This is a genomic window from Beduinella massiliensis, from assembly GCF_900199405.1.
Lineage (GTDB): Bacteria > Bacillota > Clostridia > Christensenellales > Aristaeellaceae > Beduinella > Beduinella massiliensis.
Map to the genome: position 1 here is coordinate 1,914,602 of NZ_LT963430.1, position 22,647 is coordinate 1,937,248.

General features: G+C 64.3%; 16 protein-coding genes. All 16 read left to right on the forward strand.

Annotated features, from left to right (window positions below):
• The first annotated feature begins 61 nt into the window (after positions 1 to 61).
• Positions 62 to 1,084, forward strand: a complete 1,023-nt coding sequence (locus C1725_RS09350) for a hypothetical protein (RefSeq protein WP_346026521.1) — start codon at positions 62 to 64, stop codon at positions 1,082 to 1,084.
• Between the two features lie 18 nt (positions 1,085 to 1,102).
• Positions 1,103 to 1,630 (forward strand): peptidylprolyl isomerase, encoded by a 528-nt coding sequence (locus tag C1725_RS09355; RefSeq protein WP_102411347.1) that lies wholly within the window; start codon positions 1,103 to 1,105, stop codon positions 1,628 to 1,630.
• 13 nt (positions 1,631 to 1,643) lie between these two features.
• The gene (locus C1725_RS09360; protein WP_102411348.1) at positions 1,644 to 1,967 is read left to right on the forward strand and encodes a cell division protein ZapA; all 324 of its coding nucleotides are present in this window, start codon (positions 1,644 to 1,646) and stop codon (positions 1,965 to 1,967) included.
• Between the two features lie 76 nt (positions 1,968 to 2,043).
• Positions 2,044 to 4,404, forward strand: a complete 2,361-nt coding sequence (locus tag C1725_RS09365; protein ID WP_102411349.1) for a U32 family peptidase — start codon at positions 2,044 to 2,046, stop codon at positions 4,402 to 4,404.
• 14 nt (positions 4,405 to 4,418) lie between these two features.
• The gene (locus C1725_RS09370) at positions 4,419 to 6,791 is read left to right on the forward strand and encodes an endonuclease MutS2 (RefSeq protein WP_102411350.1); all 2,373 of its coding nucleotides are present in this window, start codon (positions 4,419 to 4,421) and stop codon (positions 6,789 to 6,791) included.
• A gap of 69 nt (positions 6,792 to 6,860) precedes the next feature.
• Complete coding sequence (locus tag C1725_RS09375) at positions 6,861 to 8,000, forward strand: S1C family serine protease (RefSeq protein ID WP_346026522.1); 1,140 nt, start codon at positions 6,861 to 6,863, stop codon at positions 7,998 to 8,000.
• A gap of 104 nt (positions 8,001 to 8,104) precedes the next feature.
• Positions 8,105 to 9,583, forward strand: a complete 1,479-nt coding sequence (gene spoIVA / locus C1725_RS09380) for a stage IV sporulation protein A (protein ID WP_102411352.1) — start codon at positions 8,105 to 8,107, stop codon at positions 9,581 to 9,583.
• Positions 9,584 to 9,719: 136 nt separating this feature from the next.
• Positions 9,720 to 11,555 (forward strand): TIGR03960 family B12-binding radical SAM protein, encoded by a 1,836-nt coding sequence (locus C1725_RS09385; protein ID WP_346026880.1) that lies wholly within the window; start codon positions 9,720 to 9,722, stop codon positions 11,553 to 11,555.
• The gene (locus tag C1725_RS09390) at positions 11,552 to 12,232 is read left to right on the forward strand and encodes a TIGR03936 family radical SAM-associated protein (protein WP_102411354.1); all 681 of its coding nucleotides are present in this window, start codon (positions 11,552 to 11,554) and stop codon (positions 12,230 to 12,232) included. The genes C1725_RS09385 and C1725_RS09390 overlap by 4 nt, the downstream gene beginning before the upstream one ends.
• Before the next feature lie 2 nt (positions 12,233 to 12,234).
• Positions 12,235 to 13,659, forward strand: coding sequence for a ribonuclease E/G (locus tag C1725_RS09395; RefSeq protein ID WP_102411355.1), 1,425 nt, complete (start codon positions 12,235 to 12,237; stop codon positions 13,657 to 13,659).
• 53 nt (positions 13,660 to 13,712) lie between these two features.
• On the forward strand, positions 13,713 to 15,071 hold the full coding sequence (gene miaB / locus C1725_RS09400; protein WP_102413303.1) for a tRNA (N6-isopentenyl adenosine(37)-C2)-methylthiotransferase MiaB: 1,359 nt from the start codon (positions 13,713 to 13,715) through the stop codon (positions 15,069 to 15,071).
• Between the two features lie 26 nt (positions 15,072 to 15,097).
• Positions 15,098 to 15,490, forward strand: coding sequence for a YlbF/YmcA family competence regulator (locus tag C1725_RS09405; protein WP_346026523.1), 393 nt, complete (start codon positions 15,098 to 15,100; stop codon positions 15,488 to 15,490).
• Positions 15,491 to 15,539: 49 nt separating this feature from the next.
• Positions 15,540 to 18,143 (forward strand): DNA mismatch repair protein MutS, encoded by a 2,604-nt coding sequence (gene mutS / locus C1725_RS09410; protein WP_102411357.1) that lies wholly within the window; start codon positions 15,540 to 15,542, stop codon positions 18,141 to 18,143.
• A gap of 32 nt (positions 18,144 to 18,175) precedes the next feature.
• Positions 18,176 to 20,239 carry a DNA mismatch repair endonuclease MutL gene (gene mutL, locus C1725_RS09415; protein WP_102411358.1) on the forward strand — a complete coding sequence of 688 codons (2,064 nt, stop codon included), beginning with the start codon at positions 18,176 to 18,178 and terminating at the stop codon, positions 20,237 to 20,239.
• Positions 20,240 to 20,252: 13 nt separating this feature from the next.
• Positions 20,253 to 21,215, forward strand: coding sequence for a tRNA (adenosine(37)-N6)-dimethylallyltransferase MiaA (miaA, locus tag C1725_RS09420; RefSeq protein ID WP_346026524.1), 963 nt, complete (start codon positions 20,253 to 20,255; stop codon positions 21,213 to 21,215).
• Positions 21,212 to 22,486: a methionine gamma-lyase family protein gene (locus C1725_RS09425; protein ID WP_102411360.1), complete on the forward strand. Its 1,275-nt coding sequence runs from the start codon at positions 21,212 to 21,214 to the stop codon at positions 22,484 to 22,486. The genes miaA and C1725_RS09425 overlap by 4 nt, the downstream gene beginning before the upstream one ends.
• Positions 22,487 to 22,647 lie beyond the last annotated feature (161 nt).

Sequence of the window (22,647 nt, forward strand, 5' to 3'; positions counted from 1 at the left end):
TCGTGTAAAATAAGGAATGGCTATGGACGTCCGCCAGGGCGGCGAAAGGGGGCCGGCATGCGTGCTGATCGACGATAAGGACGACCTGAGGCGCTGTATCCGCGCGTGCGTGCGCGGCCTTTCGCTCGTGGACGTAGCGACGCGCCTTGACGTCGCCCGCCCGCAGATGGGCGTGGATGCGGCAATGCGTTCTATCGCGCCGGGCGAACCGCCGGACGAAGCTTTCGCGCGCCTGATGATCGAAAGCACGCCCCTTTCCAAGGCGGCGCAGGACGTCGTGACTGCGCTGGACAGGCTGAATATGCCGCAGGGCGACTTGCAGGTCATCCGCATGCGGGAAGCGTCCTTGACGCCCAGCGCGTATCTGGAGATGGTGCGTGCGCAGGCGGGGCTTGCCGCTGCGCTTTCGCCCGTTGTGCCCGATGCGTACGGCGGGGAGCGGGCGGTGGACTTTCTCGTTCCGGCGCTCGACCTTTCGTCCTGCCGGGGCGAGGCGGGGCGCTACGCCGAAGGCTACGGCGAAACCGCGCAAAGGCTTACAGCCTATGTAAAGGAACAGGGCATCCGGGACGCGGCGCTCGGCGAGGTGGACGCGCAGGCGCTGCTGGACGGTTGGATGCGCTACGCTTTCTGCCCGCTTTGTGAGGACGCGGGGCTCGTGCTCACGCTGGGGCTTTCGGACGAGGCGGCGCTTTCGGCGCTGCTATCGATGATGCGGGATTTCCCGCGGTTGAGGGCCGCTGTATGGTGCGCGCATGCCGGGGACGAGGCGGCGCTGCTTACGGCCGCAGCGGCGCGTCGGGACAGGCTGCTGCCCTGCATTCGTCCGGAATCGATCCCGCTGGCGCTGGAGGACGACAGGCCGCGCTTTTTGTTGCGTCCGAGCCTTGCGGCGGCTGCGGACAGGACCATCGGCTACTGGCGGCGGATGCGCGCGCAGACGGCGCGCACGCTCTATGAATGCTATCTCCCGCTTTTAAGAAGCGGATTTGCGCTGACGGATCAGGGCATCGAGCAGGACATCCTGCGCATGATGCAGACGGGTTTCGACGCGCTGCACGAGGATATTTTAGAGGACATTTAATGAGGAGGATCATTCAAAATGGAGAGCAAGAACCCGATTTTTACGATTGAGATGGAAGACGGCGGCAGGATGGTGGGCGAACTGTACCCGGAGGTCGCGCCCAACAGCGTGGCGAACTTTGTGGAGCTGGCCAACAAGGGCTTTTATGACGGCGTCATCTTTCATCGAGTGATTCCCGGCTTCATGATTCAGGGCGGCGACCCGAAGGGCATGGGCGTCGGAGGCCCGGGCTACAGCATCCGCGGAGAGTTCCGTCAGAACGGCTTCCCGAACGATCTGAAGCACTCGCGCGGCGTGCTTTCCATGGCGCGTTCGATGATGCCCGATTCCGCGGGCTCGCAGTTCTTCATCATGGTGGCGGATGCGCCGCACCTGGACGGCAGCTATGCGGCGTTCGGCAAGGTAACCGAGGGCATGGAAACGGCGGACGCGATCGTCAGCCAGAAGCGCGACAAGCACGACAAGCCGCTTGCGGAGCAGAAGATGAAGCGCGTGCGCGTGGAAACGTTCGGCCAGGAGTACAAGGCGGAAAAGCTGGCCCACTGAGGAGGAATGCCCGGTGGATAAGATCAAGACGACGGTGAAGATCGCGGGGAAGGATTACACGCTCGTGGGCACCGAGTCCGAAGAGCACATCCGGCGCGTGGCGGTTTACGTCGATCGGAAGATGGAAGAGCTTGCGCTTACCTCGCGCATGCCGCAGAACATGGTGGCCGTGCTGACCGCCATGAATATCGCGGACGATTTGCTCAAGGCGCAGGATGAGAACACGCGCCTGCGCAAGGAGATCATGCAGGTGCACCAGCAGCTCACGGCGATGCGCATCGAGCACAACGCACCGCCGATGAAACGCACGCAGGATGCCGCTAAGGACAGGGAGTAATTCGGGCTGCCCGGGGAAAGCGCCGCGATATCGCGGCAGCTCCCCGGGATAGCCCCTCTTTTTTGGGGGAAATTCGATGGAGCTTTTATCGCCTGCCGGAAATCGGGATGCGCTGGTCGCGGCCGTGCAAAACGGCGCGGACGCGGTATACCTGGGCTATACGGCCTTCGGCGCGCGCAGCTATGCGGGCAACTTCGACGACGCGGGGCTGGCGGACGCTGTCCGCTACTGTCACGAACGCGGCAAGCGCGTGTACGTGACGGTCAACACGCTTGTGAAGGACGCGGAGATGGACGACGCGGCGGACGTGCTGGAGATGCTTTCGAGGGGCCACGCGGACGCGGTGATCGTGCAGGATCTGGGGCTGGCGGCGCTTTGCCGCGAGCGTTTCCCGGATCTTCCGCTGCACGCGAGCACGCAGATGACGATTCACAACGCGCAGGGCGTAAGCCTGCTGCGCGACATGGGCTTTACGCGCGTCGTTCCGGCGCGCGAGTGCCCACTTTCGGAGATCCGCGCGATCGCGGCCGGAGGGCTGGAGACGGAGGTGTTCGTGCATGGGGCGCTTTGCGTCAGCGTGTCCGGGCAGTGCCTGTTTTCCAGCATGGTCGGCGGGCGCAGTGGAAACCGGGGCAAGTGCGCGCAGCCTTGCCGCATGCGTTACCGGCAGGCGGACGGCACGGATGGATACCTGCTTTCCACGCGCGACCTGATGCTGCTTTCAAGGCTTGGGGAGCTGCGGGATGCGGGCGTGGCCTCGCTCAAGATCGAGGGGCGCATGAAGCGTCCGGAATATGTAGCGGTGGTGACGGCCGCGTACCGACGGGCGCTTAACTGCGCCATGCGGGGCGAGCCTTACACGCCGGACGACGAGACAGCGCGCGCGCTGCTTCAAATCTTCAATCGGGGCGGTTTTACCGAGGGCTACCTGACGGGGCGCACAAACGAGGCGCTCATGAGCTGGAAGCGGCCCAACCATTGGGGCGTGCCGGTCGGAAAGGTGACGCGCATGCGCGGCGAGCTCGCGGGCGTTCGCCTGACCGAGGCGCTCAACGACGGCGACGGCCTGGCGATTCGCGGCGAGCGAGAGCGCGAGACGGTCTATGCCGGCCCCTTTCAGCCTGCGGGCAGCGAGGCGACGGTGCGCGTCGCGGGCGGCGAAGCCATGCCCCGCGCGGGCGACGAGGTCTTCCGCCTGACGGACGCCCTGCAGATGGCGAAGGCGCGCGAGAGCTACGCGAAGGAAACCGTGCGCATTCCCTTTGACGCGCGCCTGACGGCGCGGATCGGCGAGCGGCCCACGCTTACGGTCACCGACGGCGCGCACGAGGCGTCCGTATTGGGAGAGCAGATCGTTCAAGCGGCTGAGAGCCGGGCGCTGGACGAAGCGGGCGCCAGACGGCAGATCGAAAAGACGGGCGACACGCCCTACGCGCTCAGGAATTTGACGCTGTCGGGCGAGGGCACGTTTTTGCCTGCCTCGGCGCTCAATGCCCTGCGCCGGGACGCACTGTCGGCGCTTTCAAGCCTACGGTGCGCGCGGCCGGCTCCGCATATTCTGCTGCCGTCCCCGTTGACGCAAAGGCCGACGGGCGAGCGCCTGCTGATCGCAAGGACGCCGCGCCTGGAGCTCGCGGATCGCCTGCTCGCAAGCGGGGCAGACTGGATCTATTGGGAGCCGGACGACCTGCGCACCCAGGCGCTTGAACGCGCCATGACGGAGCAGGCGCCAAAGACGCTGCAAAGGACGCTGATCGTCCTGCCGCAGGTCGCATGGACGGGGGAGCTGACAGCGCTCGCGCAGTTCATAAACGCGCGCGCAGACGTGCTTGCGGGCGCGGTGCTGGGCAATCCAGGGCAGTTTGCATTGAAGCTTCGCCTGCCTGTGGTGGCGGACGGCGCCCTTAACGTGATGAACGCGCGGACGGCAGACCTCCTCTTTGGGCGCGGCTGCGGGCGGGTGACGCTTTCGCCGGAGCTGAACCTTTCCGAGGTTCGGGAGGTCATCCGCGCGGGCGGAAGCTTTGAACTGATCGCTTACGGACGCGTGCAGCTCATGCTGCTTTCTCACTGCACGGACTGCGTAAAGCGCGGCGTTTCGGAGGCGGACGCCGCCTGCGAGCGCTGCGCTGCAGGCAGCGGGGCGCAAGGGCTGCCGCTGATAGACCGCAAAGGCTTTGCCTTTCCGGAAAGGCGGTTGCGCCTGCCTCACGGGTGCATGCTTCGCCTGTACAACAGCGTGCCGACCGATCTTTCCCGCTACATGGAAAGGCTACTTTCGCTGCCGCTTTCCTTCCGGCTTCAATTTACAGACGAGGATGACGCGCTGTGCGCGGAAATCACTCGGCATTACCGCAGGCTGATGGACGCAAAGCCGTCCGACTTCGCCCTTCCCGGGCAGACGACGGCCGGGCATCTGCAGCGCGGCGTAGAATAAAGAGGGGGATACCCATGACAGAACGCTCGCTTCGCGTGCTGGAATTTACGAAGATACGCGAACAGATCAAGGAGCTTACCGTTTCCGATATGGGACGGGAAATCGCCGGGGCGCTCGTGCCCAGCGCAAACCTGTCCGAAATCCGCTATGCGCAGGAGGAGACGGAGGAGGCGCACGTGCTGCTCACCTACCTGGGCGAACAGCCTATCGTGCCTTTTCCGGATATCCGTCAGACATTGAAGCTCGCGGAGATTGGCGCGACGCTCTCCCCGCGCGCGCTGCTCGATGCCGCCGCGTGCATGCGGGCGGCGCGCGCCGCCCGGGACGTGATCGTCACCGACCGCGAGAACACGCCGAACCTTCGGGCCGCTGCCTCTCGGCTTTCGACATTCCGGCAGTTGGAGGAGGAGATCACCTCCGCGATCATCAGTGAGGAAGAGATTTCCGACCACGCGAGCCCGGAGCTTGCGGACATCCGCCGTCATATCCGCGGCTGCAACGAGCGCGTGCGCGAAAAGCTCAATTCGATGATTCACTCCAGCGCGTATCAGAAGTACCTGCAGGAGCCCATCATCACCATGCGCGGCGACCGATTTGTGATTCCAGTCAAGCAGGAATACCGCGCAAACGTGCCGGGCCTGGTGCACGACCAGTCCGCGACGGGAGCGACCGTGTTTGTGGAGCCCATGGCGGTTCTGGAAATCACCAGCGACCTCAAGCAGTGGCAGGCCAGAGAAAAAGCGGAGATTGAGCGCATTTTGCAGGCGCTTTCCGCGCGCATCGCCCCGGAGTCAGAAGCGATGCAGGGGAACCTTGACATCCTCGCACGGCTAGACTTCGCCTTCGCCAAGGCTGGGCTCTCCCGCCGGATGTACGGCTGCGCCCCCAAGATCAACGAAGAGGGGTATGTGCGCATCGTGCGCGGCCGTCACCCGCTGATCGACCCCGATAAGGTGGTTCCGTCTGACATCTGGCTGGGAAAGGACTTCACCACGCTGGTGATTACCGGCCCCAACACGGGCGGCAAGACGGTGACGCTCAAGACCGTGGGCCTCTTTTGCCTGATGGCGCAGGCAGGCCTGCACGTACCGGCGGAGCTCGGCACGGAAATTGCCGTCTTCGACGACGTGTTCGCGGACATCGGCGACGAACAGTCCATCGAGCAATCGCTCTCGACCTTTTCCAGCCACATGAAGAACATCGTGAGCATCCTGGGGAACGTCACAGAGCGGTCGCTCGTGCTCTTCGACGAGCTGGGCGCGGGCACCGACCCGACGGAGGGCGCGGCGTTGGCGCAGGCGATCCTCTCCAAGCTGCTGAAGAGGAAGATTCGCACGATGGCCACGACGCACTACAGCGAGCTCAAGGAGTACGCGATGACGACCGCGGGCGTGGAGAACGCGTCGGTGGAGTTCGACGTGGCGACGCTTCGGCCGACCTATCGGCTATCCATCGGCATTCCCGGCAAGTCCAACGCCTTTGACATCTCGAAAAAGCTGGGGCTGGAGGAAGCGATCATCGAAGACGCGAAGCAGCTGCTCAGCGGAGAACAGGTCCGCTTCGAGGACGTGATCGCCAACGCGGAATATCACCGGCAGATCGCGGAAAAGGAGCGGCAGATCGCGGAGGAAGCGCGCGCGGAGATGGTCGCCATCCGCAACCAGGCCGAGCGCGAGCGCGAACGGCTGGAGCGCCAGCGCGACGAGGCGATTCGCAAGGCCAAGGAACAGGCACGGCGCATTTTGGAGGACGCGCGCCGCGAATCGGAGACGCTCATCGCTGAGCTGCGGCGCATGAAGAAGGAGGGCGCGGGGACGCCCGAGCACGAGATACAAAGGCTGAAGAGCAGGCTGAACGAGAACATCGACGCGGTGAGCGAGGCGCTCACCCAGCCGGTGGATCGCGTGAGCCCGCCGCCCAGAAACCTGAAACCCGGCGACCGGGTACGAATCGTTCACCTGGGTACGGAGGCGACCGTGCTAGCCGCGCCGGACGCCAAGGGCGAGGTGCAGCTTCAGGCGGGCGTGATGAAGCTCAAGGTGCACATTACCCAGCTGCAGCTGCCCAAGGCGGAGCCCGCAGGGGCGCAGGCGCAAAAGAAGAAGGGCGGCGTGCGCTCCAACGTGGACATCGCGACCCGCGCCGTGCGTCAGGAGCTGGATATCCGCGGCATGGCCGTGGACGAGGCGCTGCCGGAGGTGGATAAATTCCTGGACGACGCGATGCTTTCGGGCCTTGGCGAGGTAAACATCATCCACGGCAAGGGAACGGGCGTGCTGCGCGCGGGCGTGCAGGATGCGCTCAGGCGCAACCCGCGCGTCAAGAGCTACCGCCTCGGCGTATACGGCGAGGGAGAGAGCGGAGTCACGGTGGTGACGCTCAAATAATGTGATAATCGCCCGCTCCTTCGCACACACTACGTTATGCTTTCGAACCAAGAAGGAGGATGTGCGGCTGTGAAGGGAAATCTCATGGGCTATATTGCGTCCGCAATCGCTGCGGTCATGATCTGCTCCGCCGCGGTGCTGACGGCGTTTGGCATCACATCGGATGGCGCGGTCGGCATGAACGCGTATGCGGAGGGCGAATACGTGCAGGTGCTGGACGAGCAGCGCAGCCCGTTTGCGGACGTGGTGGACGTCGTGATGCCCTGCGTGGTGGGGGTCAGCAACAAGACGCACGCGTTCAGCCTCTACACCGGGCAGACGGAGTCCGTGGAGCAGGCGTCGGGCTCAGGCGTAGTGATTACGACGCAGGGGCACGTGGTGACCAACTACCACGTGATTCAAAACGCGCGGGAAATCCAGCTCATCTGGCAGGGCGAGCTGATCGACGCGAAGCTGATCGGCTACGACGAGCTGACCGATCTAGCGGTGCTGCAGGCGACAGAGGGCAGCCTGCCCGCCGTGACGATGGCCGATCCCGCATCCGTTCGCGTAGGCGATTGGGCGATCGTCATCGGAAATCCTCTGGGCCAGCAGTTCGCGGACACGGTGACCGTGGGCGTGGTAAGCGGGCTTGACCGCGAGATCGAAAACTCGATCGTCAAGATGATTCAGACCGACGCTGCGATCAATTCGGGCAACAGCGGCGGCGGCATGTTCAACACGCGCGGGCAGCTTATCGGCATCCCCTCCATGAAATTTACTTCCGTCGGCTACGGGGCCAGCATCGAGGGCATCGGCATGGCCATTCCCATGGACGTGGTGAAGCCGATCGTGGAGAGCATCATCAAGTTTGGGCAGGTGACGCGCCCGAAGCTCGGGATCACGGTTTCGACGATTCGCGGCACCGAGACGCCTGTCGAGGGCGCGCTGCCCGCAGGCGTGTACGTGAGCGGCGTACAGGGAGGCGGCGCGGCCGAGCGCGCGGGCGTGATGGACGGGGATATCATCCTCTCCGTGGACGGCAAACGCGTGCGACAGCACACGGACCTTACGAACGTGATCAATACGCGCACGGTAGGCGACACGGTAGAGCTTGAAATCTACCGCGTGCCGAACCTGCCGGAGCTGACGGTCAACGATCGTATCCCCAAGGGAGAGACGCTCAAGATTACCGTAGAGCTGGTGGCGCAGGACGCGTCGCAGGCGTAAAGCAGGTCAAACGGACGCAAAGGCGGCGGGAAATTTCCCGCCGCCTTGTACTATGTTTTGGACGGGTTGCATACGATTCGGTGACATGTGGGAGGGATGATAGCATGGAGCAGACAGATCTGTATCGGGATATCGCCAACCGGACGGACAGCGATATTTACATCGGCGTCGTGGGGCCGGTGCGCACGGGCAAGTCCACGCTGATTACGCAGTTTATGGAAAAGCTGGTGCTGCCGCGCATCGATAACGCGAGACGGCGCGAACGCACGCGCGACGAACTGCCGCAAAGCGGTTCAGGCAGGACGATCATGACGACCCAGCCCAAGTTCGTGCCCGGTGAGGCGGTGAACGTGCAGTTCTCGCCCAACGCCAGCGCGAACGTGCGTCTCGTGGACTGCGTAGGCTACCTTATCAAGGGCGCGATGGGCACGCAGGAAAACGACGTGCCGCGCATGGTGAAGACGCCTTGGAGCGACAGCGACATGCCCTTTGAGGACGCAGCGGAGATCGGCACGCGCAAGGTCATTGCGGACCACAGCACGATCGGCCTGGTGGTGACGACGGACGGCAGCTTTACAGAACTTCCCCGCAGCGCTTATGTGGAAGCGGAGGAGCGCGTCGTGCGCGAGCTGCAGCAGCTTGGAAAGCCTTTTGTCGTGATCCTCAACGTCAGCGACCCCGCGAGCCCGGAGAGCGGCGAGCTGCAAAGGGCGCTTTCCGACAAGTATGGCGTGCCGGTGCTTTCAAAGAACGTCAAGGAGATGGAGCTTGGGGACATTCAGGACGTGCTGCGTCAGGTGCTTTACGAGTTCCCGGTGAGCGAGGTGCGCGTGAACCTGCCCGCCTGGGCGCTCGCGCTGGACGACAGCCATTGGCTGATGCAGGAGCTCATGACCAAGGCCCGCGAGGCGGCGCAGCCCGCGATGTGCGTGCGCGAGAGCGAGGCGTTTTCCCACGCCTTCGACGATTCAGCCTACACCCTTCCTGCCTCGCAAAGCCGCATCGACCTGGGGAGCGGCGAGGTCGCCTACAGCCTTCCGCTCCGCGACGGCCTCTTCAACCGCATCCTCGGCGAGCACTGCGGCACGGATATCCGCAGCGACGCGCACCTGCTGCGGCTCATGAAGGAGCTGGTCGAGGCGAAGCGGGAGTACGACCACGTAGCCCAGGCGCTCGCGTCCGTGCGCGAGACGGGGTACGGCCTCGTCGCGCCGAGCATGGAGGAGCTCACGCTCAGCGAGCCGGAGATCGTGAAGCAGGGGAATCACTTCGGCGTAAAACTCAAGGCCAGCGCGCCTTCTTTGCACATGATCCGCGTGGACATCGAGACCGAGGTATCGCCCATCGTGGGCACGGAGCAGCAGTCGGAGGAGTTGGTGCAGTACCTGCTTTCGGGCTTTGAACAGGATCCCGCCAAGATCTGGTCGACCAACATGTTCGGCAAGTCACTGGATGATCTGATGCGCGAGGGGCTATCCACAAAGCTGATGCGCATGCCCCCGGACGTGCAGGAAAAGGTGCAGCAGACGCTCAGCCGGATCATCAACGAGGGCACGGGCGGCATGATCTGCATCCTGCTGTAGGAACCGCTGGAAAGAAAACCTTGCCGCGTAGGGTGCGGTGGGAGCTTGACCGCCGGGCCAAGACGCGATACAATAAAGGGTAGTCCATAAAGACGAACGCGCGCTCCTGCGCGCCGGAATGGAGGACCATCCTTTGATTCAGGAAAAAATCGACGCCCTGCTCGACCGCGTGCAGAAACCCGCGCGCTACACGGGCGGCGAGATGAACTGCATCGTGAAAGACTGGGAAAGCGCCGATATCCACTACCTGTTCGCCTTTCCCGACGTGTACGAAGTGGGCATGTCGCATCTGGGTTCCAAGATCCTATACGACGTCATCAACAAGCGGGAAGACGCGCTCTGCGAGCGCGTCTATTCGCCGTGGGTGGACATGGCGGACGCCATGCGCGAGGAGGGCGTGCCGCTCTTTTCCATCGAGACGCATACGCCGGCGAGAAAATTCGACATGTTGGGCGTGACGCTCCAGTACGAGATGAGCTACACCAACATCCTGGAGCTGCTGGACCTTGCGGGCATCCCGCTTCACAGCGAGGAGCGCACCTGGGACGACCCCATCGTGCTGGCGGGCGGCCCCTGCGCTTTCAACCCTGAACCGCTCTACAAGTTCATCGATGCCTTCGTCATCGGAGACGGCGAGGAAAGCACGAACCAGACCGTCGACGTGGTAAAGGCCTGCAAGCGGGAAGGGGTCAGCCGCGGGGAGTGCATGCGCCGTCTGGCGGGCATTCGCGGCGTATACGTGCCCGCGCTTTACGAGGCGGCGTATCACGAGGACGGCACCCTCGCCTCGTTTGAACCGACGGACGCATGCGCGAGCCCGGTCGTCACAAAGTGCCTCGTCGCAAATCTCGACGAGGCCGCCTACCCGGAGGATGTGATCGTGCCTTACACGGAGATCGTCCACGACCGCATCATGCTGGAGGTGCTGCGCGGGTGTACGCGCGGCTGCCGTTTTTGTCAGGCGGGCATGATCTACAGGCCCGTGCGCGAGCGCAGCGTGGAGAGGCTGCTGAGCCTCGCGGAGCGCCAGCTTGAGGCGACGGGTTATGAAAACATTTCGCTCTCTTCGCTATCGACCGGCGATTACTCGTGCCTGCCGCAGCTTGCGCACGAGCTGATGCAGCGCTTTGAGGAGCGCCGCGTGTCGATTTCGCTGCCCTCTCTGCGGCTGGACAGCGAGGTCAAGCAGACGCTGGAGGAGACGCAGCGCGTTAAGAAGACGAGCCTCACCTTCGCGCCGGAGGCGGGCACGCAGCGGCTTCGGGACGTGATCAACAAGGGCATCACGGAGGAAGACCTGATCTCCTCCGTAAAGGACGCCTTCGAGGGCGGCTGGAGCAGCGTGAAGCTCTACTTTATGATGGGCCTTCCGACCGAGACGGAGGAAGACCTTGCGGGCATTGCGGATCTGGCGCAGAAGGTCGTCTCGCAGTACTTCGCGGTGCCCAGAAATGTGCGCGCGCGCGGGCTTCGCGTCACGTGCAGCGCCTCGTGCTTTGTGCCCAAGGCGTTTACCCCCTTCCAATGGGCGGCGCAGGACACGCTGGAGACGCTGGAGGAAAAGCAGCGCTTCCTGCGCGAGCGCATGCATATCAAGGGCGTGGAGTTCAACTGGCATCAGCCGCACGTCTCCTTCCTAGAGGCCTGCTTCGCGCGCGGCGACAGGCGGCTTGCGGACGTGCTGGAGGAGGCGTGGAAGCGCGGATGCCGGTTCGACGGGTGGTCCGACCAGTTCAAGTACGACGCCTGGATGGATGCGTTCGCCGCCTGCGGGCTCGATCCGCGCTTTTACGCCTGCCGCGAACGCGACCGGGACGAGCTCCTTCCCTGGGCGTTCATCGACGCAGGGGTCACGCAGCAATACCTGTGGCGCGAGCGCGAACGCGCGGTGCAGGGCATCACCACGCCGGACTGCCGCCAAGGCTGCCAAGGCTGCGGGCTGCAGCGGATGGAAGGGGCGTGCAGAAAATGAGGATGTTTTTGCAGTTCCAAAAAGCGGAGAGCGTGCGCCACTTGGGCCTTTTGGACCTTCAGCGCACGATGCAGCGCGCGCTTCGCCGCAGCGGCCTTCCGATCGCTTATTCCAAGGGGTTCAGCCCGCACGTGGTGATGTCGTTCGCCTCCGCGCTTTCTGTGGGTATTTCGGGCGAAGCGGAAATTCTGGACGTGACGCTGACGCAGGAGGTGCCCGCTGAAACCTGCCTTGAAAGGATGAACCGCGTGCTGCCGCCCGCGCTGTCGGCTTCACGGGTGGTGACGGCGGACGACCGGCACCCCGCGCTGATGGGCATGCTGCGCCAGGCGTCCTACGACATCCGGCTCTACGGCGAGGGCGCGCAGGTCATCTCAGGCAGCCTACCGGGCTTCCTCGCGCAGGCATCCATCGAGGCGATTCGAAAGACCAAGAGCGGGGAAAAGCTGGTCGACATCCGCCCGATGATCCACGAGCTGCGCGTGACGGAACGAACGGAGGACAGCATCACGCTGTACGCGCGCGTGTCGTTCGAGGAAATCGCCACGCTCAAGCCCGAGGTACTGGTGGGCGCCCTGGAAAAGTTCGCAGGCGTAAAGGCGGACAAGGCGCGCATGTGCCGCACGGGCCTCTTCGGCGTACGGGATGGACAGGCCCTGCCGCTGATCGAGATGTGAGCATGAAGAGAGAAATCTTTTTGGAGTACGGCCGGGAGCTCGTGCGCATGGCGGTCGTGGAGGATGGAAAGCTCTGCGAATACGCGCTGGAGCGCGCGGGCGAGGGAAAGCGGACGGGCAGCCTATACAAGGGGCGCGTGCAGCGCGTGCTCTCTGGCATGCAGGCCGCGTTCGTGGACATCGGCCTGGAGAAGAACGCTTTCCTCCCGCTGAGCGGGTCGGGAAGCGTACGCGGCGGGCAGGAGCTGCTCGTGCAGGTGCTGAAGGACCCTCCGGGCGAGACGAAGGGCCTTCGCCTGACGCGGGAAATCACGCTGCCGGGCAGGCTTTGCGTGCTGAAGCCCGGCGGAGCGGGCGTCAGCGTCTCGCGCAAGCTGGCCGCGCCGGCGCAGGAGCGGCTTCGCGCGCTCGGCGGCGCGATTTGCCCTCCGGACTGCGGACTGCTGCTGCGAACGCAGGCGGAGCGCGCGGACGACGCGGACATCGAGACGGAAGCCCGCGCGCTTTACGAGCGCCTGCTTTCCATCGAGCGCGCCTATGCGAACAGGAGCGGGCCGGGACTCGTCCTGCAGGAGGAGGACCTCGCCGGGCGCATGCTGCGCGACCTGCTGACGCCGGATACCGTGCGCGTTGCGGCGCAGGGGGAAGGCGCGCATGCGCTGCGGGAGCTGGTGCCGGAGAACCTGCTCGAGCTGCACGACGCGCAATCGACGCCGATTTTTGACGCTTATGGACTGGAGACAAAGGCAGAGCGCGCCTGCCAGCGGCGCGTGTGGCTGGACTGCGGGGGATATCTCGTGATCGACCCCTGCGAGGCGATGACGGTCATCGACGTGAATTCCGGCAAGTACACGGGCAAGCGCGGCCTGGAGGAAACCGCCTACGCGGTGAATCTGGAGGCCGCGCGGGAGATCGCTCGTCAGCTTCGGCTGCGCGACGTGGGCGGCATCGTGGTGGCGGACTTCATCGACATGGAGAAGGAAGAGCACGTCGAGGGCGTGCTTGCGGCGCTGCGGGAGGCGCTGGCGTCCGACCGGTCGAAGACGCATCTCGTGGGCATGACGGGGCTTGGCCTGGTGGAGCTCACGCGTAAGCGGCTGTCGCAGCCGCTCGGCGAGGTGCTGACGCGCGCGTGTCCGCTGTGCCGCGGCGCGGGGCGCGTGCTGCGGGAGGAGGAAGTCGCCAGGCGCGCGCTGCTTGAGGTACGCAGGCGGCTTAGCGCCGGAAGCGGCGCGGCCCTCCTGCTGACGCTGCACCCCTCGGCGGCGCAGGCGCTGAGCGCGCTTTGCGCGCCCGAGGGCGCGCGCGTTTACGCGTTGGCCAAGCCGGGCACGCCGCTGGAAAAGTTTGCGCTGACTGCGCTTGCAGAAAACGAGACGCCGCCGCAGGGGGCGGCGCTGCTCAATACGGAAGGAAGGAATCCATGAAAAGAACCGATCCCGCGCTGATTCCGCAGGAGGAGATCGCGCGTCAGCGCGCCATGCTGGGAAGCATCCGCGCACGCGCCGACCGTCCCCGGACGTATTGCGTCGTCACCTACGGATGTCAGATGAACGAGCACGACAGCGAGACGCTTTCCGGCATGCTGGGAGACATGGGAATGGAGAAGGCGAAGAGCCGCGAGACGGCGGACTTCGTGATCTTCAATACCTGCTGCATCCGCGAAAACGCCGAGCGCCGGGCGCTTGGCAACGTGACGTGGCTCAAGGAGCTTAAAAAGGACAGGCCCGAACTGATGGTCGGCGTGTGCGGCTGCATGATGCAGCAGCCGGGCATGGCGGAAAAGATCCTCCGCCAATACCCGTTCGTGGACATCGCGTTCGGCACGCACAACCTGTACCGATTTCCGGAGCTGATGGAAAACGCGCTCAGGACGAGACGGCGCGTGGTGGAGGTCCTTCAGGACGACGAGGGCCACATTCCGGAGGAACTGCCCGTCCGGCGCGAGAGCCGCACGCATGCCTACATCACGATCATGTACGGCTGCAACAACTTTTGCTCCTACTGCATCGTGCCCTATGTGCGCGGACGCGAGCGCTCCCGGGACGCCGCCGCCATCCTGGCGGAGGCGCGGGGCCTCAAGGCTGATGGCGTAAAGGAGATCATGCTGCTGGGTCAAAACGTGAACTCCTACGGAAACGACATCGAAGGAGGCATGACGTTCCCGCAGCTGCTTTCGGCGCTGGATGAAATCGGCGTGGAGCGCATCCGCTTCATGACGAGCCATCCCAAGGATCTGTCGGACGAGCTGATCGAGGTGATGGCCTCGTCCCGACACATCTGCCACGCGCTGCACCTGCCGGTGCAGGCGGGCAGCGACCGGGTGCTCGCTTCCATGAACCGCCGCTACACGCGCGAAAGGTATCTGGAACGCGTGCGTCAGCTTCGTAAGCGCATCCCGGACATCGCGCTCACGACCGACCTGATCGTGGCTTACCCGGGCGAGACGGAGGAAGAGTTTGAGGAAACCTGCTCTCTCGTGCGCGAGGTCGGCTACGACGCGGCCTTTACCTTCATCTATTCGCCCCGAACGGGTACGCGCGCGGCGCAGATGGAGGGGCGGATCGACGAGGAAACGGCGGCGCGGCGCATTCAGAAGCTGATCGCCATTCAAAAGGAAAGCACGAAAAAGCGGATGGAAGCGATGATCGGCAGCACGCATTCGGTGCTGGTAGACGGCGCGTCCAAACGCGACGAGACGAAGCTCGCGGGCAAGGACGAATACGGCATTACCGTAAACTTCCCGGGAGATCGCTCGCTTATCGGGGAAATCGTAAGGGTACGCATCTTATCTGCGGGCGAAAGCACGCTGCGCGGCGAGATCGCGGAGCGGCAATAAAAGACAAAATGGGAGGACACAAAATCATGAATGAGGTTTTTGAAAAGGCGCGCGCGCTGGGCCAGGCAATCGTGGAATCCGAGGAATTCAAGACCATGCGTGCTCTGGAGGACGAGGCCATGGCGATGCCTGAGGTGGCGCAGCAGATGACCGTTTACCTGGAGCACAAGCAGGGCGTGGAGACGGAACTCGCGAAGGAAGTGCCCGATCACACGGCGCTGGCCGCGCACAGCGAGCAGATGAAGGCTGCGCAGGAAAAGCTGAACGCGATGGACGCGGTCATCCGCATGGGGGAGGCGCGCGGCGTCTTTTCCGCGATGATGAGCCAGGTAAACCAGGTGCTCCAGTTCATGGTGACCGGAGAAACCGAAGAGGCCGGATGCAGCGGCAACTGCGGAAGCTGCGGCGGTTGCCACTGAGGAAACGGCGGACGAAGGCCCGATCAGGCGATGAAATGCGGAGGATAAAATGGCAAACGTCACACCCATGATGCAGCAGTACCTCGATGTCAAGGAGCGCTACCCCGGCATGCTGCTCTTTTTCAGGCTGGGCGATTTTTACGAGATGTTCTACGACGACGCGGTGACCGCTTCAAGAGAGCTCGAGCTGACGCTGACGGGCAAGGATTGCGGATTGAAGGAGCGCGCGCCGATGTGCGGCGTTCCCTATCACGCGGCGGAAACCTACATCAACCGCCTGATCGAAAAGGGATATAAGGTGGCGATCTGCGAACAGCTGGAGGATCCGGCGCTGTGCAAAGGGCTGGTGAAGCGCGATGTGATCCGCGTCGTGACGCCCGGCACGGTCATCGAGCAGTCGATGCTGCATGAGCGCCAGAACAGCTACATCCTTTCGCTTTGCGTGGATGGACGCCGCGCGGGCGTCGCCTTTGCGGACGTTTCGACCGGCGAGTTCTTCACCTACGAGGCGGAAACAGCGCGCCTGGCGGACGAACTGGCGCGCATCTTGCCGCGCGAGATCATCGCTGACGAAGGCGCAATGGCGCTTTCGGAGCGCCTTGGCGCACAGGTTCCGCTGTCGCCCTACGCGCAGAGCGCTTTTAAGCTCTCGAGCGCCAAAGAAGCGCTGACGGGTCACTTTCAGGTGGCTTCCCTGGACGTGTTCGGCCTCAGAGAGATGAAGCTCGCCGCGCGCGCGGCGGGCGCGTTGATGCGCTACCTCGGCGACACGCAGAAGAACGCGCTGGAGCACATCACGAGCCTTCGCATTTACCATCGGGAGCAGTACATGGCGCTCGACCGCACGGCGCGGCGCAATCTGGAACTGACGGATTCCATCCGCGGGGGCAGCCGCCAGGGCACGCTGCTGGGCCTCCTGGACAAGACCGCGACCTCCATGGGCGGTCGCATGCTGCGTTCCTGGATCGAGCAGCCGCTGTGCGTAAAGGAGGGCATCGAGGAGCGTCAGGACGCGGTGGCGGAGCTGCAGGGTGACCCCATCCTCGCCCAATCGCTCTTTGAAGAGCTGCGCGGCGTGTACGACATCGAGCGCCTGCTCAGCCGTATTTCCTACAAGAGCATCAACGCCCGCGACTGCCTCGCGCTGCTCGCCTCGCTCTCGCGCATCCCGGCGGTACGCGACCTGGTCGCGGAGAGAACGAGCCCGCTGCTCCGCACCCTTTACACGCAGATGGACCCTGTGGAGGACGTGCGCGCGCTGCTGGAGCGCGCGATCAACCCGGACGCGCCGCTGCTGCTCTCCGACGGGCTCATCATCCGAGACGGCTACAGCGAGGAGCTGGACAGGCTTCGACGCGCGTCTACCGAGGGCAAGCAATGGGTCGCGGACCTGGAGGCCAGAGAACGCGAGGCGACGGGCATCAAAAACCTGCGCATCCGCTACAACAAGGTCTTCGGCTACTACATCGAGGTGACGCGCTCCAACTACGACCAGGTGCCCTACCGCTATACGAGAAAGCAGACGCTGGCCAACAGCGAGCGCTTCGTGACGCCGGAGCTGCACGAGCTGGAGGAACAGATCCTCGGCGCGGAGGAGCGCTCGCTCAGGCTCGAGCAGCAGCTCTTTTCCGAGATCCGCGAGAAGCTCTCCGCCGCCATCGAGCGCATGCAGCAGACCGCGCTCTCGCTCAAGACCCTGGACGCGCTGCTCTCGCTCGCGCTTGCGGCGGCGCAGTATGGGTACGTGCGTCCGCAGATCATGGAGGATGGGGAGATCGAGATCCTCGAAGGCCGCCATCCCGTGGTCGAGCAGAGCCTCAGCGCGGGCGGGCAGTTCGTGCCCAATGACACGCACATGGACGTCACAAATAACCGCATGCTCATCATCACCGGCCCGAACATGGCGGGCAAGAGCACGTACATGCGCCAGGTGGCGCTGATCACATTGATGGCGCACATGGGCAGCTTCGTTCCGGCTCAGTCCGCGAAGATCAGCCTGACGGACCGCATCTTCACGAGGGTCGGCGCGTCCGACGATCTAGCGAGCGGTCAATCCACCTTCATGGTCGAAATGAACGAAATGGCGCACATCCTCATGAATGCGACGCCCCGTTCGCTCGTCATTCTGGACGAGATCGGGCGCGGCACGAGCACGTTCGACGGGCTCAGCATCGCCTGGGCGGTCGTGGAATACCTCGCCAATCCCGAAATCATCGGCGCAAAGACGCTGTTTGCCACGCACTACCACGAACTCAGCGAGCTGGAGGGCCACCTGCCCGGCGTCGTGAACTTCCGCGTGTCGGTGAAGGAACACGGCGAGGACGTGATCTTCCTTCGCAAGATCGTGCCGGGCGGCGCGGACAAGAGCTTCGGCATCCACGTGGCGCGGCTGGCGGGCATGCCACGCCCGGTGGTGATGCGCGCGCACGAGATTTTAGCGCGGCTTGAGACGCGTGACAAGGGACAGCTGAGCATCGGCCAGAACATCATCGGCGCGCAGGCGGAAGAAAAACCCGCGCAGCTCACGCTTTTTGACAGCGGGGCGATGGACATCGTGGAGGAGCTGAAGGGAATCGACGTGATGGCGTTGACGCCGATCGACGCGATGAACGTGCTGTTTAGGCTGCGCGAGCAGGCGCGGCGCGTCAAGTGAAGGGACAGCGCGAACGGACAGGAGGGGACGGAATGGATTTTGTTTACAGGCCGATTCAAAAGCTCGACGCGGAGATCATCGGTAAGATCGCCGCGGGCGAGGTCGTGGAGAGCCCGGCGGCCGCCATTAAGGAGCTGGTCGAGAACAGCATCGATGCGGGCGCAAAATCCGTCACCGTCGAAATTCGTGAGGGCGGCATCAGCTACCTGCGCGTGACGGACAACGGCAGCGGCATCAAGAGAAGCGACGTGCGCATGGCGTTTGAGCGCAACGCGACCAGTAAGATCAGAAAGGCGGACGACCTGTTCGACCTGCGCTCACTTGGGTTCAGGGGCGAGGCGCTCGCCTCCATCGCCGCCGTGTCGCGGGTGACGCTGACCACGCGCACGCGGGAGGACGAGAGCGGCACGCGCGTCGTGAACGAGGGTGGGGTCATTACCTCCATCTCGGACGCTGCGAGCCCGGAGGGCACGACGATCGTCGCGCGCGATCTGTTCTACAACACGCCCGTGCGCCGCAAGTTCCTCAAAAAGCCCGCGACCGAGGGCGCGCGGGTGGCGGATATGATTCTGCGCATGATTCTCGCGCACCCCGACGTATCCATACGCCTGATTCACAACGAGAAGCAGATCTACTTCAGTCCCGGCAACGGCGACCTGCGCGCGGCGGCGTTCTGTCTGTATGGGCGCGAGGCCGCGAAGGAGCTTTCGCAGGTGCAAAGCGAAGGAAGCGTGAAGGTGACGGGGCTCGTGGGCGTGGGCCCGCTTGCGCGCGCAAACCGCACGCACCAGACGTTTATCTTAAATGGGCGCTACGTGCGAAATGCCCTGCTCACGCAGGCGCTGGAAGAGGCATGCCGCGAACGGGTGACCGTCGGCCACTACCCCATCTGCATGCTGCACGTTCAGATGCCCGGCCCCATGCTCGACGTAAACGTGCATCCCAATAAGCTGGAGGTGCGCTTTTCCAATGAAGCGGTCGTCTACGACAGCGTGTACGGCGCGGTGAAGGACTGCTTTGCGCGCGGAGCCTTTGCGGCGGCGCCCTCGATGACGCTGGGGACGCAGACGGACGCGCAGGTTCCGTCCGTTCGCGTGCAGGTGACGCCGCCGCCGGAGCAGCCGGAGGTCCCCGCAGCAGCCGGGAACCCGGCGCCGCCCGCGAAGAGGGAAAAAGAGGCAATGCCCGCCTTTGAAAAGAAGCAGGAGGCTCCGGAGCCGGTCTCGGAAAAGGCGGGGGAGGCAGCCGCGTTTGCGCAGGTGGTTTCCTCCTACTTCGGCGGGGGCGAGGCAGCGAAGGAAGTTCCGCGCGTGCGGCAGACGCCGGGACCCGTAGCCGCGCCTGTGCCCAAGCTCGACTTTGCGGCCTATCCGGGCGACATGCCCGCGAAGAGCCGGGCGGAGTGGACGCCGGCATCCGGGGATGCCGCGCCTGCAAAGGAGGAGGCGGTGGAAATAGAGCAGCAGACGCTGCGGACGGAGACGGCGGCGGAGCTTTCCGCACCGGCGGACCCGGTTCCGCCGGTCTTCCGCGTGATCGGGGTAGCGTTTGACACCTACGTCATCGTACAGCAGGAACGCGAGCTGCTGTTGATCGACCAGCACGCTGCGCACGAACGCATCCTTTACGAGCGGCTGATGCGCTCCATCGACCAAGGCGAGGGCTCGCAGCAGCTGCTCGTCCCGCAGATCGTGCGCGTAACGCCGCAGGAACACGAGCGGTTGGAAGGCTACCGCCAGGAAATCGAGGCGGCAGGATTTGAAATCGAACCGTTTGGCGAGGATGCCTATCAAATTCGCGCAGTGCCGATGGTGTTGGGCCAGCCGCAGGCGAAGGCCATGTTCTTGGAGCTGCTGGATAGGCTGGGCGAGCTGCGCGTGCTGGCCACGCAGGAACGGCGGCGCGAGGCGATCTTGCAGATGGCCTGCAAGCGCGCGGTCAAGGGCGGCGACGCGCTGACGGAATCGGAGATTGCCTCGCTGCTTCGGCAGATGCAGGAGGTGGACGCGCCACCGACCTGCCCACATGGGCGGCCGCTGGTGGTTCGGTTGACACGGGGCGAGCTGGAAAGGCGCTTTAAGCGCATCAACAACTGACGGAGGTATGCATATGGGGTTGCCCATCGTGGCGATCGTGGGGCCGACGGCATCCGGAAAGACGCGGCTTTCCATCGCGCTGTGCCGAAGGCTCTCAGGCGAGGTCGTCTCCATGGACTCCATGCAGGTCTATCGCGGCATGGACGTGGGCACGGCCAAGCCTACAGCGGAGGAACGCGGAGGAATCGCCCATCACATGATCGACGTCTGCGACCCGCGCGATTCCTTTACCGTCTCCAGCTACCGGGAGGGCGCGACGCGGGCGATCGGGGAGATTGCGGGGCGCGGGCACCTGCCCGTGCTGGTAGGCGGGACGGGGCTGTACCTGAACGCGCTCACGTACCGGATGGAGTTTGCGGAGGCGACGGGGGACGAGGCCATCCGCGCTCGGCTGCACGCGGTCGCGGACACGCCGGGCGGCAGGGCGCGCCTGCACGCGATGCTATGCGAGGTCGATCCCGAATCGGCCCGGAAGCTGCACGAAAACGACGTGCGCCGTGTGGTGCGCGCATTGGAGGTCTACGAGGTCACGGGCCGCCCTATGTCGGAGCACGCGGACGAGCGCAGGCCAAACGAGGATTACACGCCGCTGATCTATGGCCTGACGATGGAAAGGGAACGGCTTTACGCGCGCATCGACCGGCGCGTGGATCAAATGATGGCGGACGGCCTCGTCGGCGAGGTGCGCGCGCTGCTCGAGGCGGGCGTGGAACCGGGCGTTTCGGGGGCCATGCAGGCGATCGGCTACAAGGAAATTGCCGCCGCGCTTCGCGGCGAATGCACGATGGAAGAAGCGGTTTACCTCATCAAGCGCGAATCGCGCCGGTACGCCAAACGCCAGATGACCTGGTTTCGGGGGGACGCACGCGTGCGCTTTATACAGATTGAAGATTACGGCTCGCCGGAGGAGATGGAGGAAGCCTTCATCGACCGCGTGCGGGCGGATTTAGAGCACTTGAAGGAGATACGGGAATGACGGAATGGACACAGGCGCAGGAACAAAGGCTTCAGGCGCTGATCGACGGGGCGCAGATGGACTGCGCGAGGCGCTTTATGGAATTGGAGCGCATCGAGGATGGGAACTTTGCCCGCGTGCTCTCGGCCATGCAGGAATACCGCGTGGGCGTGCAGCACTTTCAGGCGACGACGGGCTACGGTTACGACGACATCGGGCGCGACACGCTGGAGAAGGTATTCGCCAGCGCCTTTGGCGCGCAGGATGCGCTGGTGCGTCCGCAGTTCGTTTCAGGCACGCATTCGCTGGCCGTATGCCTGTTCGGCCTGCTGCGGCCGGGAGACCACCTGCTGTCGGCGGTGGGCATGCCCTACGACACCATGGACGAGGTTATCGGCATCACAAAGGCCTACGACGGCTCGCTGCGGGAGATGGGCGTTTCCTACTCGCAGGTGGAGCTGACGCCGGAGGGCGAGATCGACCTGGACGCGGTGCTCGATGCGATCACGGAAAAGACGCGCGTGGTGATGATCCAGCGTTCGCGCGGCTACGCATGGCGGCCTGCTTTGACGGTTTCGCAGATCGGCGTGGCGGCGAAGGCGATTCACGAAAAAAAGCCGGATGCCATCGTCATGGTGGATAACTGTTACGGCGAATTCGTTTCCACGCAGGAACCTACGCACGTGGGCGCCGACGTGATCGTGGGCTCGCTCATCAAGAATGCGGGCGGCGGGCTCGCGCCGACGGGCGGATACATCGCCGGGCGGCACGATCTGGTGGAGCGCATCTCCTACCGTCTGACGTCGCCGGGTATCGGACGCGAGGTGGGTTCCTACGCCTACGGCTACCAGCCCTTTTATCAGGGCTTCTTCCTCGCGCCGCACGTGGTCTGCCAGGCAGTGAAGACGGCGGTGCTGGCGGCGGCGGTCTTTGCGAGGCTTGGGTTCACGGTGCATCCGGGCGTGGACGACGAGCGCAGCGACATCATTCAGGCGCTGCGCCTGGAGACACCGGATCGCCTGGTGGCTTTCTGCGAGGGCATTCAAATGGCTTCGCCCATCGACAGCTTCGCTCTGCCAGAGCCCTGGGCGATGCCGGGCTATCAGGATCAGGTCATCATGGCGGCGGGCACGTTCGTGTCCGGCGCGTCGATCGAGCTGAGCGCGGACGCGCCGATGCGCGCACCCTTCAACGTCTACATGCAGGGGGGACTGACGCTCTCGCATGGACGGGCCGGCATCGCGCAGGCGGTGCGGCGCATGGCTGAAAAGGGACTGCTCGAGCTCGCCTGACAGATGCTTACGGGCGGCACCGAGGGGCCTTGGGGGCTGCCGCAGCAAGACTTTCCTTCCCCGACGAAGATCGTTTGTCCATGGTCTGACCCGCCCGGCCGACGGCCGAGGCGGGTATCTTTATTGAATTTTCTTCTCTTCGATCAAACTTTTCCCCCTTC

What these genes read in the sequence shown, in the direction of transcription:
- mutL (WP_102411358.1), top strand. Translation starts at nt 18,176, where the DNA reads ATGGATTTTGTTTACAGGCCGATTCAAAAGCTCGACGCGGAGATCATC.
- spoIVA (WP_102411352.1), top strand. Translation starts at nt 8,105, where the DNA reads ATGGAGCAGACAGATCTGTATCGGGATATCGCCAACCGGACGGACAGC.
- C1725_RS09390 (WP_102411354.1), top strand. Translation starts at nt 11,552, where the DNA reads ATGAGGATGTTTTTGCAGTTCCAAAAAGCGGAGAGCGTGCGCCACTTG.
- mutS (WP_102411357.1), top strand. Translation starts at nt 15,540, where the DNA reads ATGGCAAACGTCACACCCATGATGCAGCAGTACCTCGATGTCAAGGAG.
- miaB (WP_102413303.1), top strand. Translation starts at nt 13,713, where the DNA reads ATGCTGGGAAGCATCCGCGCACGCGCCGACCGTCCCCGGACGTATTGC.
- C1725_RS09405 (WP_346026523.1), top strand. Translation starts at nt 15,098, where the DNA reads ATGAATGAGGTTTTTGAAAAGGCGCGCGCGCTGGGCCAGGCAATCGTG.
- C1725_RS09365 (WP_102411349.1), top strand. Translation starts at nt 2,044, where the DNA reads ATGGAGCTTTTATCGCCTGCCGGAAATCGGGATGCGCTGGTCGCGGCC.
- C1725_RS09395 (WP_102411355.1), top strand. Translation starts at nt 12,235, where the DNA reads ATGAAGAGAGAAATCTTTTTGGAGTACGGCCGGGAGCTCGTGCGCATG.
- C1725_RS09355 (WP_102411347.1), top strand. Translation starts at nt 1,103, where the DNA reads ATGGAGAGCAAGAACCCGATTTTTACGATTGAGATGGAAGACGGCGGC.
- C1725_RS09425 (WP_102411360.1), top strand. Translation starts at nt 21,212, where the DNA reads ATGACGGAATGGACACAGGCGCAGGAACAAAGGCTTCAGGCGCTGATC.
- C1725_RS09370 (WP_102411350.1), top strand. Translation starts at nt 4,419, where the DNA reads ATGACAGAACGCTCGCTTCGCGTGCTGGAATTTACGAAGATACGCGAA.
- miaA (WP_346026524.1), top strand. Translation starts at nt 20,253, where the DNA reads ATGGGGTTGCCCATCGTGGCGATCGTGGGGCCGACGGCATCCGGAAAG.